This window comes from Streptomyces cyaneus (assembly GCF_004028635.1).
Lineage (GTDB): Bacteria > Actinomycetota > Actinomycetes > Streptomycetales > Streptomycetaceae > Streptomyces > Streptomyces cyaneus.
In genome coordinates, this window is sequence record NZ_ML138678.1 from 200,781 (window position 1) to 218,386 (window position 17,606).

The window sequence follows — 17,606 nt, forward strand, 5'->3', positions numbered from 1 at the left end:
CGTGCCCGTCACGGATCCAGGTCCTCCCCGGACCGCTCGTCGAAGATCCGCACGGCCTTGGCGGTCACCGGCCCCGCCGAGCCGGGCAGTTCGCGCTCGTCGACCCTGCGCAGGGCCTGTACGTCCCGCAGGGTGGAGGTGAGGAAGACCTCCTCGGCCCGCTCCAGGACGTCCAGCGGCAGGTCGGTCTCCTTGGCGCCGGTCCACTCGATCGTGAGCGCGCGCGTGATGCCCGCGAGGCAGCCCGAGGCGAGCGGCGGGGTGTGGATCTCGCCGTCCAGGACGACGAACACGTTCGAGCCGGTGCCCTCGCAGAGTTGCCCGACCGTGTTGCCGAACAGGGCCTCGGTGGCGTCGTGTTGGCGGGCGCGGGCGAGGGCGACGACGTTCTCGGCGTACGAGGTCGTCTTCAGGCCGGTGAGCGCGCCGCGTTCGTTGCGGGTCCAGGGGACGGTGATGGCGGCCGTGGCGTCGGGGCGGCGGGTGGTCTCGCCGAGGGCGACCACGAGGGTCGGGCCGTGCTCGCCGCGGTCGGAGCCGAGGGGACCGTGGCCGCCGGTGTAGGTGATGCGCAGCCGGCCGAGCGGCATCGGGTTGGCCTCGATGACGGCGGCGCAGGCGCGGCGGACCTCGTCGTGGTCGGGCTCGGGCAGGCCGAGACCGCGCGCCGAGCGCGTCAGCCGGTCGAGATGCCGGGTCAGCGCGAACGGACGGCCGTCCACCGCCTTCACGGTCTCGAAGATGCCGTCGCCCACGGTCAGCCCGTGGTCGAAGACGGAGACACGGGCGGACTCGATGTCCTGCAGCCCACCGTCGAGCCAGATCCTCACGATGACAGTCCCTCTCCACTCACCTCATACGCTCCCGACGCTACCGCGAGCAGCCGGGACGCCTTCAGCTCGGTCTCCCGCCACTCCCCCTCCGGGTCCGACCCCCAGGTGATCCCCGCACCGGTACCGAACCGCAGCGCCCCCGCGACCCGGTCGATCCAGAAGGTACGTATCCCGACGGCGAGCTCGCCGACGCCCCGGTCGGCGTCGACCCAGCCGATGCCGCCGCAGTACGGTCCGCGGGGCGCCGTCTCCAACGCGTCGATGATCCGCAGCGCACTGGACTTGGGCGCACCGGTGACCGATCCGGGCGGGAAGGCGGCGTCGAGCAGCTCTGGCCACCCGGCGTCGGCACGCAGCTCACCACGCACGGTCGACACCAGATGGACAAGCCCAGGATGCTTCTCGACGGCGCACAGGTCGGGGACGGTCACGGTCCCGGTGGCACACACCCGGCCGATGTCGTTGCGCACGAGGTCGACGATCATCACGTTCTCGGCGAAGTCCTTCTCCAGAAGGTCCGCCTCGGTCCGCCCGGTGCCCTTGATCGGCCCGGACTCCACGACCCGCCCCCGCCTGCGCAGGAACAGCTCGGGGGACGCGGTGGCGATCTCCACACCGTGCTCCGGCAGCCGGATCGTTCCTGCGTACGGCGCCGGGTTGCCGCGGGCGAGCAGCGCGGTGAGGGCGTCCACGTCGGCGTCCGGGCCGATCGGCGCGCTCAGCACCCGGCAGAGGTTCGCCTGATAGACCTCGCCGGCCGCGATGTACTCGCGCACACGCCGTACGCCCGCGATGTACGCGGCACGATCAAGTGAGGACGTCCAGTCACCGGCCGCCGGGCCCTGCCACCGCCCCGGCACTGGGGCGGGAACCGGCTCCTCTCGTACGTCCCGGAAGCGGGCGCAGGTCAGACCGCCCTCGAAGTCGGCGCAGACAGCCCAGAAACCACGGGAGTCCAGGGCCGCTGGGTCGCTGGTGACGTCGAGGAGGCCGGTGGCGACGCGGTCGCCGAAGCGGGCGAGAGGAGGGAGGTCGAGCACGCAGTCGAGTCTATGGCGGGTGTCCTGCGGGTGACCTGACCACGTCCCTTCGGGAGGCGTCGGCAGGTCCCTGAGCAGGTGCAGCGCAGCACGCTGCACAAACGTGTTTTTGTGCTGGCCGGGGAATCCGCTAGAGTTCAACACGTCGCCGGGACGCGGAAGCGGACCGAAACGACAAGCGGACGTAGCTCAGTTGGTAGAGCGCAACCTTGCCAAGGTTGAGGTCGCGAGTTCGAGCCTCGTCGTCCGCTCGAAGGAACAAGGGGATCTTCCCGAACCCCTGCACTCCTGGTGGAGTGGCCGAGAGGCGAGGCAACGGCCTGCAAAGCCGTCTACACGGGTTCAAATCCCGTCTCCACCTCCAAGGACGATTAGCTCAGCGGGAGAGCGCTTCCCTGACACGGAAGAGGTCACTGGTTCAATCCCAGTATCGTCCACTGGATCTTCGGATCCCCCGCGCGATTAGCTCAGCGGGAGAGCGCTTCCCTGACACGGAAGAGGTCACTGGTTCAATCCCAGTATCGCGCACGCAGTAGCTCGTGATCTTCGCATCGATGGTCGATCACGGTCCCGAGGACGATTAGCTCAGCGGGAGAGCGCTTCCCTGACACGGAAGAGGTCACTGGTTCAATCCCAGTATCGTCCACACTCCGAAGCCCCCGGTCGATGACCGGGGGCTTCTTTGCGGCCTGGCGCGGCTCAGCTGGAGAACAGCATGTGGCCGAAGCTCTTGTGCCGCTTGTGGCCGTAGTGACCGCCGTGACCGCCGTGGTGGCCACCGTGCGGGGCTCCCCAGGCGGGGGCCTGCGGTGCTGCGGCCGGGTAGGCCTGCGGGGCGGCCGGAGGCGGTGGGGCCGGCTGGGACCACTGGGACTCCAGGCGGGTCAGCGACTCCAGCTCGCCGTAGTCGAGAAATATCCCGCGGCAGCCGCTGCACTGCTCGATCTGGACGCCGTTGCGGTTGTACGTGTGCATCGGCGCATGGCACTTCGGACACTGCATGGTCGGCTCAACTCCTCGCCGGTAGGTCCTGCTTCGCGTATCGCCAGGACAGACTCTGTCCGGCTGCGGTCGGTTGCACCCTACTTTGCGTATCCCTGGGTCAACTCAGGGGGGAGCGAAGCCATTCGGTCACAGGCGTCGACGAGGGACTGCTCGACCTCGTCCAGGAGGCGGCCCTCGGCCAGGGCCTTGGTGATTGCCCGGGCGGCGGTCTGCACGGTGAGGGCGCGGGCCGGGACGTCCAGCGCGGGCCAAGGGTCGCCGTGGGCGGGGACGGCCGGACCGCCGGCTGCGCGGTACGCGGCGAGGAAGCGGTCCCATTCGTCGGGCGGCAGCAGCCCACAGGCGTACCAGGCGGCCGGCCGCCCGAGATCCCAGGCCGGCACGCCTACGCCGAGATCGTCGACGTCGATGAGCAGCCAAGGGCCGTCGGGGGCCGGGTGCCGGACGAGTTGGCCGAGGTGGAGGTCACCGTGGCAGAGGGTGGTGCTGTCGGGTTGGGGGGCCTCGGCGCGGGCCCAGGCGGGGAGGGTGTGCCAGGCGCGGAGAACGGCGGTGGTGTCGGGGGGCAGGTCTGTGGCGGGGGGCAGGTCTGTGGCGGCGGTCTGGTCTGTGGCGGCGGTCTGGTCTGTGCCGGCGGTCAGGTGGTCTGTGCCGGAAGTCTGGGCTGCCCCGGCCGCTGCGCGGAGGCGGGCTACGGCGAGGGCTGCTTTGGCGGGGCCGCGCATGGCGGGCAGGGGTGTGGGCGCGGGGGTTCGGTGGAGCCGGGCCAGAAGGGTTGCCGCCTCTTCCCAGGGGGCCGCGTCGGGATCTTCCGGGTCCACGGGGGTGCCGTACGGCCAGAAGGTCACGAGCCTGCCGTGCAGGTCGACGGGCGTGGGGCTGAGCGGGGGCAGGAGCAGGTCGGGGAGGTGGGTGGCGGTGGTGAGGCGGGGGGTCAGGTCGCTGGGGGTGATGTCCGGGGCGTGGGCCTTGGCGACTGTGTCGGCGTGCCGGACGACGGTGGCGTCGGGGCGGTCGGCAAGGGTGACGGTTGCTCCGCAGGGACAGGCGGTTGTGCGGGAGTGGGCCGCCGCTTTGGCCTGTGCGGTGAGGTGGGGGAGGAGGGGGTTGGGGGTCACTGGGGTCCCTTGGGTGCGGAGGATCTGGGCCGAGGGTACGCGGGGTGGCGGGCGGGTCGGCTCGGCCGGATGACCGGGGCGGCTGCGTCCAGGCTGGAGATTTCGCCCCCGCCGCCCCTACCCGTCCCGTCCTTGAAGGGGCTCCGCCCCTTCGACCCCGCTCCTGGGGGCTGCCGCCCCCAGACCCCCGCTTCGGCCCTGAACGGGCCTCGTCCTCAAACGCCGGACGGGCTGGAATGGCTGGGCCGGCGTTGGGAAGTGACCGTCAGCTCTGTGAGGCACGGCTCCCAGCGGGTGGGCGGGGGCTAGGGACGGTACGAGCTCGGCCTCACACGCCGGACAGGCTGAAATGCCCGGACCGGCGCCGGGAAGTGACCGTCAGCACCACGAAGCACAGCCCCCAGCGGGTGGTACGGCCTCGCCCTCACACGCCGGACAGGCTGAAATGCCTGGACCAGCGCCGGGAAGCGACCATCAGCACCACGAAGCACAGCCCTCAGCGGGTGGGCTGGGGCCAAGGACGGTGCGTGCTCGTCCTCGGACACCAGACGGGCTGGAATGGCTGGCCGGCGCCGAGAAATGATCGTCCGCACCGCGAGGCGAAGCCTGTCCTCGGGCGTCGGACGGGCTGAATGGTGCCGACCGGTGTTGATGGGGCCCCGGCCCGGCGCCGAACGCAGGTGCTGCGCGAATCCCCACCACACCGCGGCGGCGCCGCAGGCATGAGGGAAAAGCAATGCCGGCGCAGCTCCCCAGCTGCGCCGGCATTTGTGCCGTCCGCCGCACCCCCGTCCCCACGGGGTTTCATGGGTGGATGTCCCCGCCCGGACCGCTCTTCCGGGCCTGGGGTCGCCGCTCAGCGCCCCAGCATCACGCCCACGGACGACGCCTGTGTGGCCACCGTCTCCCAGCCGTCGAAGACGACGAGGAGGAGGGCCGCCAGGGGAAGGGCCATGAGTGTCGCCACCAGGGGGTGGCGGCGACCCTGACGACGGGGGCGCAGCGCCGTGCGCTCCTGCATGCGGATCAGTGTCCGCGGTGCCGTCTGGGCCATGGTCCCTCTCCTGACCTGTATCAGTTGTCGTTGGCAGCGGCGGGTGTCTGACCTCGGGGGACGAGTGCTGCCACCCGCCGCTTGACTTCAAATCTAGGCGGCCGGGCCGCCCCGGGCGTCATGCCCTCGTACCGATTGCCGGGCCTCCCGGAGGATGAGCCATGACCTGCGGAGTACTCCCCAGGGTGGAGACGAGGTCCTAGGTCTCGGGGTCTTCCCCGAGGGGACGCCCGGTCTACCCCGATTTCTCCGAGCTGTCCTCACGCGGCACCGGCTGCTCGACCAGCGCCAGGACCCGGTTCGCCATGAACCGGGCCGTACGCACCACGGAGCCGTTCCGGGTGACTTCGCTCACTTCCACGACACCTCGACGCACCGCCGTCTCCACCCGGCGGCCCGCCCTGCTCGCCACCACCTCGTACGTGCGCGTCGTATCCCCCGCGTCCACGACTATCTCCACGCGATCACCCTTCACGGGCTCAATCCCCCTTCTGTGATGGGTGGTTGGGGGACGAAACAGGCCGAAGTCGCCCTGTTCACCAGCCCCCTGACCACCCTTCAAGTCTCCCACCCACCACTGACAATCCATCGCCCCGAGAGGGCGCGGCCTCTGCGCACGGCGGCCCACGGAAACGTAAGCTGTGGCTCGTCACACGGACCGGGCAGCGGGGATGAACATGGCGATGATGCGCCTGAGGCGCGAGGACCCGCGCGTCGTCGGCTCGTTCAGGCTTCACAGAAGGCTCGGCGCGGGCGGCATGGGCGTCGTCTACCTGGGCTCCGACAAGAAGGGGCAGCGGGTCGCGCTGAAGGTGATCCGGCCCGACCTGGCGGAGGATCAGGAGTTCCGCTCGCGGTTCGCGCGTGAGGTCTCGGCGGCGCGGCGGATTCGCGGAGGCTGTACGGCACGGCTCGTGGCCGCCGATCTCGAAGCGGATCGGCCGTGGTTCGCGACGCAGTACGTGCCCGGGCCCTCGCTGCACGACAAGGTCGCCGACGAGGGCGCGCTCGGTGCGGCGGAGGTCGCCGCCGTCGGGGCCGCCCTGTCCGAGGGGCTGGTCGCCGTCCACGAGGCGGGTGTCGTGCACCGGGATCTCAAGCCCTCCAACATCCTCCTCTCCCCCAAGGGCCCGCGGATCATCGACTTCGGTATCGCCTGGGCGACGGGGGCCTCCACGCTCACGCACGTCGGTACGGCCGTCGGCTCCCCCGGCTTCCTCGCCCCGGAACAGGTGCGCGGCGCCGCCGTCACCCCGGCCACGGACGTCTTCTCCCTCGGCGCCACCCTCGCCTACGCCTCGATGGGGGACTCGCCCTTCGGGCACGGCAGTTCCGAGGTGATGCTGTACCGCGTCGTACACGAGGAAGCGCAGCTGTACGGCGTACCGGACGCCCTGGCCCCGCTGGTCCGGGCGTGTCTGGCGAAGGATCCGGAGGAGCGGCCCAGCACGCTGCAGCTGTCGCTGCGGCTCAAGGAGATCGCGGCCCGCGAGGCCCAGGGACTTTCGGACGTACGCCCGCCCGCGCCGCGCAGCGCGGAGACGGACCGGCCGACCGGGCGGCTCGCCGACACCTATGCGGAGCCGCAGCGCGCCCAGCGACGTCCCCAGGGCACTCCCCCGGCGCGCGGCACCGGCGCCTCGCGGGTGCCCGGCCCCGCGCGCGAGGGGGCAGCGCCGAGGAGCAACGGCGCCGCGCCCGGCGGTACCGCGTCGTCCAGGTCCGGGGCCCGACCGGTGCCGGGGGCACGGAACGCCCCGCGTTCGGGCAACGGCAGCCGGCCCACGCCACGCGGTGGCACCGGCCGTCCGGCGCCGCGGAACACGGGGACGGGTCGCCGGCCCGCCAACCCGCAACTGCTCCGGCAGCGGCTGTTCGTGTTCGTCGTGGTGACGCTGCTCGTGGCGCTCGGGATCGCGGCGGCTCAGGGCTGCCAAGGTCCGCAGCGCGGGCTCGGCGGCGACGGGGACGACGTCGTACGGCAGCCGCAGGAGCAGGTGGAACAGGGCTATGAGCCGCCGGACGGGGATTTGACGTCCGATCGGTACGAGTCGACCTTCGACATCTCCGAGTAGGAGACGTTCCCGGAAGGCCTCACGGGCGGGCGTCAGGAGCGGGCGTCGGAGGTGGGCTTCAGAGCCGGTGTCACAGGTCGGGCAGGATCCGTTCGAAGAACTCCCGGTCGCCGTCGAAGACCGGGTCCAGGGACAGGAACTCCTCCGGCGTGACCCAGCGTGCCTCGCCGACCTCGCCCGGGTCGGGGACCACGTCGCCGGTGTCGGCCCGGGCCGTCCACCAGTGGAGGCGGAAGGAGCCGTCGTCCGTCTCCGACTCCCAGACCTTCGCCAGGGGTACGACGGTCAGGCCGACCTCCTCGCGGACCTCCCGTACGACGGCCTCCCGCTGGGTCTCCCCCGGCTCGATCCTGCCGCTGACGGGCTGCCAGTAACCGGGGCGCCGCACGGCGGGGCCGCGGCGGATGGCGAGCACGCGGTCGGCGCGGAGCAGGACCGCGACGATCGCCTCGCGCTGCGCCATCGCCGTACGGCCTAGGCCTGGGGGCGGCCCGTGGCCACGGCGTAGAACGCGACGGCGGCCGCCGCGCCGACGTTGAGGGAGTCGACGCCGTGGGACATCGGGATGCGGACCCATTCGTCGGCGGCCACCAGGGCCTGGGTGGACAGGCCGTCGCCCTCGGCGCCCAGCATCAGCGCGACCCGGTCCATCCTGTGCGGGGCCGCCTCGTCCAGGGACCTTGCCTTCTCGTCGGGAGTGAGGGCGAGGAGCGTGAAACCGGCCTCGCGGACCGACTCCAGGCCCTTGGGCCAGGTCTCCAGACGGGCGTAGGGCACGGAGAAGACCGCGCCCATGGAGACCTTGACGCTGCGGCGGTACAGGGGGTCGGCGCAGTCCGGGGAGAGGAGCACCGCGTCCATGCCGAGGGCGGCCGCCGACCGGAATATGGCGCCGATGTTGGTGTGGTCGTTCACGGATTCCATGATCACGACACGGCGGGCGGTCTGCAGGAGTTCGGCCGCCGTGGGCAACGGCTTGCGCTGCATGGAGGCCAGCGCGCCGCGGTGCACGTGGTAGCCGGTGACCTGCTCGGCGAGGTCCGGGCTGACGGCGTACACCGGGGCCGGGAGCTCGTCGATGACGTCGCGCATGACGTCGACCCACTTGGCCGAGAGCAGCATCGACCGCATCTCGTAGCCGGCTTCCTTCGCCCGTCTGATGACCTTCTCGCCCTCGGCGATGAACAGGCCCTCGGCCGGCTCGCGCTTGCGGCGCAGGTCGACGTCGGTCAGGCCCGTGTAGTCGCGCAGGCGCGGGTCGTCGGGGTCATCGACGGTGATGAGATCGGCCACAGGGTGATACTGCCTTGTCCTGGGTGCGGTGCCAACGGCTTGGCACGGTTGGGTTACCGGCGGTTACGTCAAGGGCTCACGCGGAAGGGTTCGGTCCTACGTTCACGACCTCGCCGATGACGATGACCGCCGGGGGCTTCACCTCGTGGGCGAGCACCGCTTCGCCGGCCGTCGCGAGGGTCGCGTCGACCCGGCGCTGGGCGGCCGTCGTGCCCTCCTGGACCAGGGCGACGGGCGTGTCCGGGGACTTGCCGTGCGCCACGAGGGTCTCCGCGATCTTGCCGATCTTGTCGACGCCCATGAGGATCACGAGGGTTCCGGTCAGCTTGGCGAGGGACGGCCAGTCGACGAGGGAGCGTTCGTCGTCGGGGGCCACGTGCCCGCTGACCACGGTGAACTCGTGGGCGACGCCGCGATGGGTGACCGGGATGCCCGCCGCGCCCGGCACCGAGATCGAGCTGGAGATGCCGGGGACGACGGTGCAGGGGATGCCGGCCTCCGCGAGTGCCTGGAGTTCCTCCATGCCGCGGCCGAAGACATACGGGTCACCGCCCTTGAGCCGTACGACCGACTTGCCTTGCTTGGCGTGCTCGATCAGGGCGTTGTTGATGGCCTCCTGGGCCATGAAACGGCCGTACGGGATCTTCGCCGCGTCGATCACCTCGACGTGCGGCGGGAGTTCGGCGAGCAGGTCGCGGGGGCCGAGTCGGTCGGCGATGACCACGTCGGCCTCGGCGAGCAGGCGGCGGCCGCGCACGGTGATCAGGTCCGGGTCGCCGGGGCCGCCGCCGACCAGGGCGACTCCGGGCGTACGGGTGCGGTGGTGCGGGGCGACGAGGGTGCCGTCGCGCAGGCCCTCGACGACCGCGTCGCGGATGGCGGCGGTGTGACGGGGGTCGCGGCCGCGCGCGTCGGTGGTGAGCACGGCGATCGTGACGCCCTCGCTGTGGCCCGTCGCCGGGGTCCAGGCGGTGGCGGCGTCGGCGTCGTCGGAGCGGACGCACCAGACGCGGTGGCGCTCCGCTTCGGTCGAGGCACGGGTGTTGGCGTCCTTGTCGCCGGTGGCGATCAGGGCGTACCAGGCGTCGGCGAGGTCGCCTTCCTCGTACGGGCGCTTCTCCCAGGTGATCTCGCCCGCGTCCGCCATGGCTTCGACCGAGGGGGTTGCTTCGGGGGATACGAGGAGGATGTCCGCGCCTGCCGCGATCAGTGCCGGGAGGCGGCGCTGGGCGACCTGGCCGCCGCCGAGGACGACCACTTTGCGGCCGGTGAGGCGGAGGCCTACGGGGTAGGCGGGGTTTTCGGCCATGAGGGTGCGGCTCCTCTGTACGGCGGTGCAGTGGCCCTGACGTGCGGATTTTACGGGGCGGATGGGGAGGGTGGGGCAGGTGTCCGTTGGCTGGGCTTCGTCGCCGGGTGCACGGCTGTGGGTGGTTGTGCCCACCCGTTCCGCCTGCGGAACGCCTGCCCACAACCACAACCACAACCACAACCACTCGGCAGGGCGCCCGGTGCTGTCGTACCGAATGCCCCCGCGCCTACTTCTCAGTTACCCCCGCGGAATCGAACGTCGCCACCTCGTGCATCGCCCTCGCCGTGCTCTGCACCAACGGCAGGGCCAGCAGCGCGCCCGTGCCCTCGCCCAGCCTCAGGTCCAGGTCGACCAGGGGCCGCAGGCCCAGCTTGTTGAGGGCGGCCACGTGGCCGGGCTCGGCGCTGCGGTGGCCCGCGATGCAGGCCGCGAGGACCTCGGGGGCGATCGCGCGGGCGACCAGGGCGGCGGCGCCGGCGCTGACGCCGTCCAGGATCACCGGCGTGCGCAGGGACGCGCCGCCCAGCAGGAGGCCGACCAGCGCGGCGTGCTCGAAGCCGCCGATCGCCGCCAGGACGCCGATGGGGTCGGCCGGGTCGGGCTGGTGAAGCTCGATGGCCCGGCGGACGACCTCGGTCTTGCGGGCGAGGGTCTCGTCGTTGATGCCGGTGCCACGGCCCGTCACCTCGGCCGGGTCCGTGTCCGTGAAGACCGAGATCAGGGCGGCCGAAGCGGTCGTGTTGGCAATGCCCATCTCGCCCGTCAGCAGGGCCTTGTTACCGGCCGCCACCAGGTCACGGGCGGTCTCGATGCCGACCTCGATGGCCTGCTTGGCCTCCTCGCGGGTCATCGCGGGGCCGGTCGTCATGTCGGAGGTGCCCGCGCGGACCTTGCGGGGCAGCAGGCCGGGGGTGGCCGGGAGGTCGGCCGCGACGCCGACGTCCACCACGCACACCTCGGCGCCCACCTGGCCCGCGAAGGCGTTGCAGACCGCGCCGCCGCCGAGGAAGTTGGCGACCATCTGGGCCGTCACCTCCTGCGGCCAGGGGGTGACGCCCTGGGCGTGCACGCCGTGGTCGCCGGCGAAGATCGCGACGGCCGCGGGCTCCGGGATCGGCGGCGGGCACTGGCGGGACAGGCCGGACAGCTGCGCGGAGATGATCTCCAGCATGCCGAGGGCACCGGCCGGCTTCGTCATCCGCTTCTGCCGCTCCCAGGCCTCGCCGAGCGCCTTGGCGTCCAGCGGGCGGATCTGGGCGACGGTCTCGGCGAGCAGGTCGTGCGGCTCCTCGCCGGGCAGGGCGCGACGGCCGTACGTCTCCTCGTGCACGACCCAGGAGAGCGGGCGGCGCTTGGACCAGCCGGCCTGCATCAGCTCGGGCTCGTCCGGGAACTCGTCGACGTACCCGACGCACAGGTAGGCGATGACCTCAAGGTGCTCGGGCAGGCCGAGGGCGCGGACCATCTCGCGCTCGTCGAAGAAGCTGACCCAGCCGACGCCGAGGCCCTCGGCGCGCGCAGCGAGCCAGAGGTTCTCCACCGCGAGGGCGGCGGAGTACGGCGCCATCTGCGGCTGGGTGTGCCGGCCCAGGGTGTGGCGGCCGCCGCGGGTCGGGTCGGCGGTGACGACGATGTTGACCGGGGTGTCGAGGATGGCCTCGATCTTCAGTTCCTTGAACTGCTTCGCCCGGCCCTTGGGGAGCGACTTGGCGTACGCCTCGCGCTGACGCATGGCCAGTTCGTGCATGGTCCGCCGGGTCTCGGCCGAGCGGATGACGACGAAGTCCCAGGGCTGCGAGTGGCCCACGGAGGGCGCGGTGTGGGCGGCCTCCAGGACGCGCAGCAGCACCTCGTGCGGGATCGGGTCGCTGCGGAAGCCGTTGCGGATGTCGCGGCGCTCACGCATGACCTTGAGGACGGCCTCGCGTTCGGCGTCGTCGTAGGCGGGCGCTGCCGGGCCGGTGGACTGTCTCACTTCTTCCACGGCCGTGCTCTCTTCTGCGGGGGCTTCTTGGTCTTCCTGGTCGGCGGCCCGGGTGTCCAGGTCCTCCGCGTGCTGTACGAGTTCGGGGTCGCCCTCACGGGGTGCGGGGACCGCGGCGACGGGATCCGGCGCCTCCTCTGCGGGGAGGAGCGTCGGCTGCGGCGGGGTCGGCGCGAGGTGCGGGGTGGTCGGCACCGAGCCCTCGACCGCTACGAACTGGCCCAACGGCTGGTCGGGCGTGGGCTCCAGGGGCGTGCCGGACGGCTGTACGGCCGTGGCCTCGCCCTCGCCCGGCTCCGTGGACTCGGTGGCGGCCAGGGGCTGGAGCTGCGGGCCGGCGGGTTCGGCGACGAAGGGCTGGGGGGGCTCGGCCGGTGCGGTGTCCGACAGGGTCGGTTGCGGGTCGGTGGAGTCCGGGGCGGCGACAGTGTCCGGGGCAGCAGCGTCCGAGGCGACCGCCATGGCGAGCGGTTGGGCGGCCTCGGCCGGCACGGCGCCGGCGTCCGGGGTCTGCTGGGCGTCCGGGACCTGGGCCGCGGGGTCCGCGACGTGGGGTTGCGCGTCGGGGGCGATGGGGGCGGTGGGGGTCACGGCTACAGCCTGTGCTTCGGCGTCCACGTCCGTCGGAGTGCCCTCCTGCGTCGGCTGCTGGGCCTGCGCGAGGTCGGGGTCCTGGACGGCTTCGGGAGCCTGCGGCTGCTGCGGGGCCGGCTCGTCGGCGGGCTGGGCGACCGGGACGGGGGGCTCGCTCTGCTGCTCGGCGGCGACCTGCTCGGCGGCGGCAGATTGCGGGGTCTGCGGGGTCGGTTCGGGGGTTACGACGGCGGAGGCTCCGTCGGTGGGTGCGGTGGCGGCGTCGGCCGGCTGCGAGTCCGGTGCGATGTGCTCGGCATCCACGGGCTGGGGCGCCTGCGCGGCGTCCGGTACGGGCGGGACGGGGGCGGCCTGCGGAGTCGCCTGGGCGTCAGCCGGGGCGGCGGGCTCGGGGGCCTGTGCCTCCGGGGACTCGGCGGGCTCGGCGGGCTCGGCGGGCTCGGCTGCGGCGGGCTCGGAGACCTGCGCCGGGGTCTCGGGCGCGGCACCCTCGGGCACGGCAGCCGATGGCTCGGGCGCGGCAGCGTCGAGAAGCTGGACGGCTTCGGGAGCGGCGGCGTCGGCGACCTGCGCGGTCTCGGGGTCGAGCACCTCGGGAACCTGCGCCGTCTCGGGGGCCGCCTCCTCAGCCACCTGGCCGATCTCAGCCTCGGGTGTAACGGAAGCCTGCCCGGCGTCGGCGTCGACCGCCTCGGAAACCTGAGCAGCTCCCGGCGCGGAATCCACGGCAACGGGGTCCGCCTCAGCTGCCGGGACCTCGGTCACCTGCGCGGCGGTGCTCACGGCAGTCGCGGCAGCCTCCGCGGCCTCGGCAGCCTCACCGGCAGTCAAGTCCCCCGGAGCCTGCCCGGGCTCAGCGACCTGGCCGCCGTCCGAAACATCGCCAACTACCGCGGCCTGCACGGGAACCGGGCCACCGTCACCTCCAGGCACCTGCGCGGCACCCGAGTCGGCGTCACTCGCCGGAACTTCCCCGGCGGCCGTGCCGACCTCACCCGCAGGCACCGCTACCTCGCCGGCACCGGAGTCGGCCGCATCCGTCGCAGCCTCGCCGGCATCCGCAGCAGGCGCAGCCGCCACGATCTGCTCGGCCTCGATGGCGGGCGCAGCGCCCGCAGTCTCGTCGGCACCCGGAGCAGCCGCGGCACCGGCGGCCTCTCCCGCACCCGCATCCTGCGTGGCCACCGGCATCTGAGGGGCGTCCTGGCCAGTCACCGCACCGGCCACCGGCGCGGCGTCGCCGGCCGACGGTTCCTGACCGCCGTACACGCCCTCCTGCGGGACCGGCGCACCGACCTCAGCGCCCTGAGCAGGGCCCGTCGCGGTACCGGCCTCCGTGGCCACGCGGGCCACCACCGCCTGCGCGACGCCCACCGGCTCGCCACCCGGCGGTCCGGTCGGGACAACCGTTTCGGCAGCCGGCACCTCGACGCCGACCGGCGCGGGGGCCGGCACCTGGGCCTGGACGGCGGCGTGGGCCGGGGCACCCCAGGGGGTCGCCGGCTGTGGGACCGCTGCCTCGTGGTGCTGGGGGGCGTCGAGGTACTCGGGGCCGGTCGGGGCCGGTCCGGGCCGGCCGGCGGGTGCGCCCACGGCGCCGCGGTCGGCGAGGGAGCGGACCGGGCTGGCGGAGGCGTCGGGGATGGGCGGGCCGAGGTGCAGAGGGCGTCGGGGCGTGATGGGCGGGATCGGCGTCGTGGGGGCCGTCGGGCCCGGGAGGCGGACGGCGCTGAGGTCGACCGAGCCGCTGTCGCGGCCGGAGATCTGGTGCGCGTCCGGCTCGTGCACGGCCTCGACGACCGGCTCCGGCGCGGGCGGGGCGACCTCGTTGCCCCAGGCGCCCTGGGAGCCGGGGAGCAGCAGGTCTTCGTCCTCGGCGGTGGTCTCGGAGAGGTAGGTGTACGTACCGTGCGCCGCGGGGACGCCCGGCTGCTCCACCATGCCTGCGCTCTCCGGCAGTCCCTCGCCCGGGACCTGGCCGGTGTCGGTCATGCGTACCCCTCGCCCATCGGTTAGTGCTTCTACGACCAGCTCACCGGGGACGGCGCACCGACCGCCCCCGCAGTGAAGAACGAGCGTGCATGCCCAGCGGCACGAACGACCCGTCCAAAAAAGGCGACAAAGCCATTGAGTGGCATTGTCGTGGCCGTTCGGCCGTCGCGACAGGCTGATCCGCGACAGGCCGCTGTGGACTGCGCCACGTTGCGCGTCCTCCGGTTTCGCCGTACCACACCCACCCCAAACGGGGCGTGTTTTTCCGGACATTGACCGACGAAGTGCCGGGCGACCGAGTGCGGTACAACGATCGGCCAGCCTACCGCGCGCGGTATGACAACAGGATCACGGGGACGGGTACGCGGTCACGCCGTGCGGTCGGGCAGTACCCCGCTGAGCAGGAACGCGACACTGCGCTCCCGCTCCGTCCAGGCCCGCGTGTCGAGTTCGACGGACTGGAGGAGGGCGCACTCGACGTCGTAGCCGTGTTGGGTCAGATCCCGTCCGACGAGCTCGGCGGCGTCGCGGGTCGCGGCATGCGTGACGATGCGCTGCGGGCGCCGGTCGGCGACGGCGGAGACGACGGCCGCTCCCCCGCCGCCGACGCGTACGACGTCCGGTTCGGCGAGGTTCTCCAGAGCGTGCGGGGCCGTGCCGTGGACGATCTGCAGCTGGACCCCGAAGCCGCGTGCGTTGGCCTCGGTGCGGGCGCAGGCCTGCGGGTCGCGGTCGACGGCGATGACGGCGGCGCCGGCCCGGGCCGCCTCGACGGCGAAGGCGCCGCTGCCGCAGCCGATGTCCCACACGAGGTCGCCGACGCGCGGGCCGAGCCGGGCGAGTTGGGCCGCGCGCAGCGGTTCCAGTTCGCCTTCGCCCATGAGGCCGCCGTAGGACTCGGCGGGCAGGGTCCAGCCGCGCGGCGCGGCGGACGGGTCGCGGCCGGCGATCCACCCGCCGCCCTCCGTCGCTGCCACGGTGCCGCCGATGACGATGACGACGTTCGGGTCGCGCCAGGTATGGTCGGGTGCCTTGTCGGAGGTGACGACGGTGACCTGCTCGCGTTCGGTGCCCAGTTCCTCGCAGATGACGAAGGTGCGGTGGACGCCCTCCAGGAGCAGGCCGAGTTCGGCGGGGCCGGCGCCCGGCGAGGTGAGGACGGCGACCTTGGTGTGGGCGCGGCACACATTCACCGCGCGTCGCAGGGTGCGGCGGTGTGCGACGACCACCTGTGCGTCGTCCCAGGGCATGCCGGCCCGGGCGAAGGCGGCGGCGACCGAGGAGACACCGGGGACGACCTCGACCTCCAGGCCGAACTCGGGTGCGCGCAGGGTCCGTACGACTCCGAAGAAGCCGGGGTCGCCGTCGGCGAACACCACCGCGGTGCCGCGGTGGGCGGCGATCCGGCGGGCGGCGAGGGAGACGCTGCCGAGGCGGATGCGCTCGGCGCCGGGCGGCACCTCGGGGAGCGCCAGGTGGTGGGCGGCACCGGCCACGAGCGTGGCGGCACCGAGGGCGGAGCGTGCCGCGGCGGTCAGCGGCGAGCCGTCCCAGCCGATCACCGTGACGCGGTCGGCCATCGTCGTCAGTCTCCTGGGTTCGCGCAGGTCGTCGTAGGTCAGCCCGAGGGGCAGGCTCCGTGAGGGTACCTGGTCGGCGTGTCGGCAGCTGCGGTGCCCGAGGATTCGCTTCCCGTCAGTTCCACTCGCCGAACGAGGTGAAGCCGCCGACGGTCTCGTCGCCGACGCCCTCCAGGTCCTCGGGCAGCAGGCTCCAGACGATGAGGTCGGTGCGGACGTCGGTCCACTCACCGCTGTCGGTTCGGGCGCGGGCTATCCAGGCGCCCCTCAGGACGCCCTCGCTGATACAGCCGATCTTCTGCGCCACCTGCTGGGAGGCGGTGTTGTCGGCGGCCGTGCGCAGCTCCAGCCGTTCGAACTTCTGGTCGTGGAAGAGCCACTGCGCGGTGGCGAGGGCCGCCTCGGAGGCGTAGCCCTCGCCGCGGGCCCAGGGCGCGATGACGTAGGAGATCTCGCTGGAGCGGACGCGCCAGTTGGTGTTCTGCAGGTGCACGATGCCGACGAGACGCTGGGTGAGGAACTCCGTGACGGCGAAGACGATGCCGCGTCCCTCGGTGCGTTCGGCGGGGGCGAGTTCGGTGATCCAGGCGCGGGCGTCGGCCTCGGTGTAGGGCTGTGGCACCGAGGTCCAGGCGGTGACGAGTTCGTCGTTCATCATCTCGGCGAAGGCCTCGATGTCCGGTTCCTCGAAGGGACGCAGCACCAACCGCTCCGTGCTGATGGAGATGTTGGGGAAGGTGCTAGTCATGCGCCGCTCCGTAACCTTCGGAAAACCTTCAGGGCCTGCTGAACTGCCCAGCATGCAGCATGAAAGCACTGAACTGCACCACGGGGTCCAGTCGTTGTGAAGGACTGGACCCCGTGCGTGGCGATACGCCGTATACGCGCCGTCAGAAGGCGGCGACGACCGCGCCGTCGTACTTGTCCTCGATGAACTTCTTCACCTCGGGCGAGGTGAGCAGCTTCGCCAGCTTCTGCACGCGCGGGTCGTCCTCGTTGCCCTTCTTCACGGCGAGGAAGTTGCCGTACGGGTTGTCCTTGGGCGACTCGGCGGCGATGGCGTCCTTGGCCGGGCTGAGGTCGGCCTCCAGCGCGTAGTTGCCGTTGATGACCGCGGCGTCGACGTCACCGAGGGAGCGCGGCAGCTGGGCCGCCTCGAGCTCCTTGAACTGAAGGTTCTTGGGGTTGGAGGCGATGTCCTTGGGGGTCGCTTCGTAGCCGACGCCCGCCTTCAGCTTGATCACGCCGTTGGCTTCGAGCAGCTTCAGCGCGCGGGCCTCGTTGGTGGTGTCGTTCGGGACGGCGACCGTGGCGCCCTTCTTCAGGTCCGTGAGCTTCTTGACGCCCTGGGAGTACACGCCGAGCGGCTCCAGGTGCACCGTGGCGTTCGGGACGGCCACGATGTCGGTGCCGTTCTTCTTGTTGAAGTCGTCCAGGTACGGCTGGTGCTGGAAGTAGTTGGCGTCGACCTCACCCTGCTGGACGGCCGTGTTCGGCGTCACGTAGTCGGTGAACTCCTTGACCTCGAGCTCGAGGCCGGCCTTCTTCGCGAGCTTGTCCTTGATGTACGTGAGGATCTCGCCCTGCGGGGTGGGCGTGGCGGCGACCTTCAGCGGGGCGCTCGCGTCGGAACCGGAGTCCTTGTCCGAGCCGCAAGCGGTGAGCCCGAGGGTGAGGGCTCCGGCGGCGAGGACGGCAGTGGTGAACTTGGCGGTGTTACGCACGA

At 72.3% G+C, this 17,606-nt stretch carries 14 protein-coding genes and 5 tRNA genes; 6 read left to right on the plus strand and 13 right to left on the minus strand.

The window, feature by feature from the left end; all coding sequences use genetic code 11:
* Positions 1-8: 8 nt before the first annotated feature.
* On the minus strand, positions 9-830 hold the full coding sequence (locus EHO50_RS00915; protein WP_128427857.1) for an aminotransferase class IV: 822 nt from the start codon (positions 828-830) through the stop codon (positions 9-11).
* Positions 827-1,873 (minus strand): chorismate-binding protein, encoded by a 1,047-nt coding sequence (locus EHO50_RS00920; protein ID WP_128427858.1) that lies wholly within the window; start codon positions 1,871-1,873, stop codon positions 827-829. The genes EHO50_RS00915 and EHO50_RS00920 overlap by 4 nt, the downstream gene beginning before the upstream one ends.
* 178 nt (positions 1,874-2,051) lie before the next feature.
* Between EHO50_RS00920 and EHO50_RS00925 the strand changes: the two genes are divergently transcribed.
* The 5 genes from EHO50_RS00925 to EHO50_RS00945 all read left to right on the plus strand — a co-directional run bounded on the left by EHO50_RS00925 (position 2,052) and on the right by EHO50_RS00945 (position 2,519).
* Positions 2,052-2,124 (plus strand) — tRNA-Gly (locus EHO50_RS00925).
* Positions 2,125-2,163: 39 nt separating this feature from the next.
* A tRNA-Cys gene (locus EHO50_RS00930) sits at positions 2,164-2,237 on the plus strand.
* A 1-nt stretch (position 2,238) separates the two neighbouring features.
* Positions 2,239-2,310 (plus strand) — tRNA-Val (locus EHO50_RS00935).
* A gap of 19 nt (positions 2,311-2,329) precedes the next feature.
* Positions 2,330-2,401: transfer RNA gene (locus EHO50_RS00940), tRNA-Val, on the plus strand.
* A 46-nt stretch (positions 2,402-2,447) separates the two neighbouring features.
* Positions 2,448-2,519, plus strand: a tRNA-Val gene (locus tag EHO50_RS00945).
* A gap of 53 nt (positions 2,520-2,572) precedes the next feature.
* Here the strand turns inward: EHO50_RS00945 and EHO50_RS00950 are convergent.
* The 4 genes from EHO50_RS00950 to EHO50_RS00965 all read right to left on the minus strand — a co-directional run bounded on the left by EHO50_RS00950 (position 2,573) and on the right by EHO50_RS00965 (position 5,525).
* On the minus strand, positions 2,573-2,875 hold the full coding sequence (locus tag EHO50_RS00950; protein ID WP_128427859.1) for a TFIIB-type zinc ribbon-containing protein: 303 nt from the start codon (positions 2,873-2,875) through the stop codon (positions 2,573-2,575).
* Positions 2,876-2,955: 80 nt separating this feature from the next.
* Entirely contained in the window at positions 2,956-3,996 is a 1,041-nt protein-coding gene (locus EHO50_RS00955; RefSeq protein WP_128427860.1) for a phosphotransferase, read from the minus strand.
* Positions 3,997-4,852: 856 nt separating this feature from the next.
* Positions 4,853-5,050: a hypothetical protein gene (locus tag EHO50_RS00960; protein WP_128427861.1), complete on the minus strand. Its 198-nt coding sequence runs from the start codon at positions 5,048-5,050 to the stop codon at positions 4,853-4,855.
* 235 nt (positions 5,051-5,285) lie between these two features.
* Complete coding sequence (locus EHO50_RS00965) at positions 5,286-5,525, minus strand: hypothetical protein (RefSeq protein WP_062702992.1); 240 nt, start codon at positions 5,523-5,525, stop codon at positions 5,286-5,288.
* A 196-nt stretch (positions 5,526-5,721) separates the two neighbouring features.
* Here EHO50_RS00965 and EHO50_RS00970 point away from each other — a divergent pair, with 196 nt between their 5' ends.
* Complete coding sequence (locus tag EHO50_RS00970) at positions 5,722-7,125, plus strand: serine/threonine-protein kinase (RefSeq protein WP_164904771.1); 1,404 nt, start codon at positions 5,722-5,724, stop codon at positions 7,123-7,125.
* Positions 7,126-7,195: 70 nt separating this feature from the next.
* Here EHO50_RS00970 and EHO50_RS00975 read toward each other — a convergent pair whose 3' ends face one another.
* The 7 genes from EHO50_RS00975 to EHO50_RS01005 all read right to left on the minus strand — a co-directional run bounded on the left by EHO50_RS00975 (position 7,196) and on the right by EHO50_RS01005 (position 17,604).
* Positions 7,196-7,588: an NUDIX domain-containing protein gene (locus tag EHO50_RS00975; RefSeq protein ID WP_128427863.1), complete on the minus strand. Its 393-nt coding sequence runs from the start codon at positions 7,586-7,588 to the stop codon at positions 7,196-7,198.
* 11 nt (positions 7,589-7,599) lie between these two features.
* The gene (locus tag EHO50_RS00980) at positions 7,600-8,418 is read right to left on the minus strand and encodes a TrmH family RNA methyltransferase (protein ID WP_128427864.1); all 819 of its coding nucleotides are present in this window, start codon (positions 8,416-8,418) and stop codon (positions 7,600-7,602) included.
* Positions 8,419-8,494: 76 nt separating this feature from the next.
* Complete coding sequence (gene cobA / locus EHO50_RS00985) at positions 8,495-9,727, minus strand: uroporphyrinogen-III C-methyltransferase (protein WP_128427865.1); 1,233 nt, start codon at positions 9,725-9,727, stop codon at positions 8,495-8,497.
* A gap of 229 nt (positions 9,728-9,956) precedes the next feature.
* On the minus strand, positions 9,957-14,300 hold the full coding sequence (gene cobT / locus EHO50_RS00990; RefSeq protein ID WP_128427866.1) for a nicotinate-nucleotide--dimethylbenzimidazole phosphoribosyltransferase: 4,344 nt from the start codon (positions 14,298-14,300) through the stop codon (positions 9,957-9,959).
* A 368-nt stretch (positions 14,301-14,668) separates the two neighbouring features.
* Positions 14,669-15,880, minus strand: a complete 1,212-nt coding sequence (gene cbiE, locus EHO50_RS00995; protein WP_128427867.1) for a precorrin-6y C5,15-methyltransferase (decarboxylating) subunit CbiE — start codon at positions 15,878-15,880, stop codon at positions 14,669-14,671.
* Between the two features lie 115 nt (positions 15,881-15,995).
* Positions 15,996-16,628 (minus strand): GNAT family N-acetyltransferase, encoded by a 633-nt coding sequence (locus EHO50_RS01000; RefSeq protein WP_128427868.1) that lies wholly within the window; start codon positions 16,626-16,628, stop codon positions 15,996-15,998.
* 142 nt (positions 16,629-16,770) lie between these two features.
* Entirely contained in the window at positions 16,771-17,604 is an 834-nt protein-coding gene (locus tag EHO50_RS01005) for a MetQ/NlpA family ABC transporter substrate-binding protein (protein ID WP_128427869.1), read from the minus strand.
* Positions 17,605-17,606 lie beyond the last annotated feature (2 nt).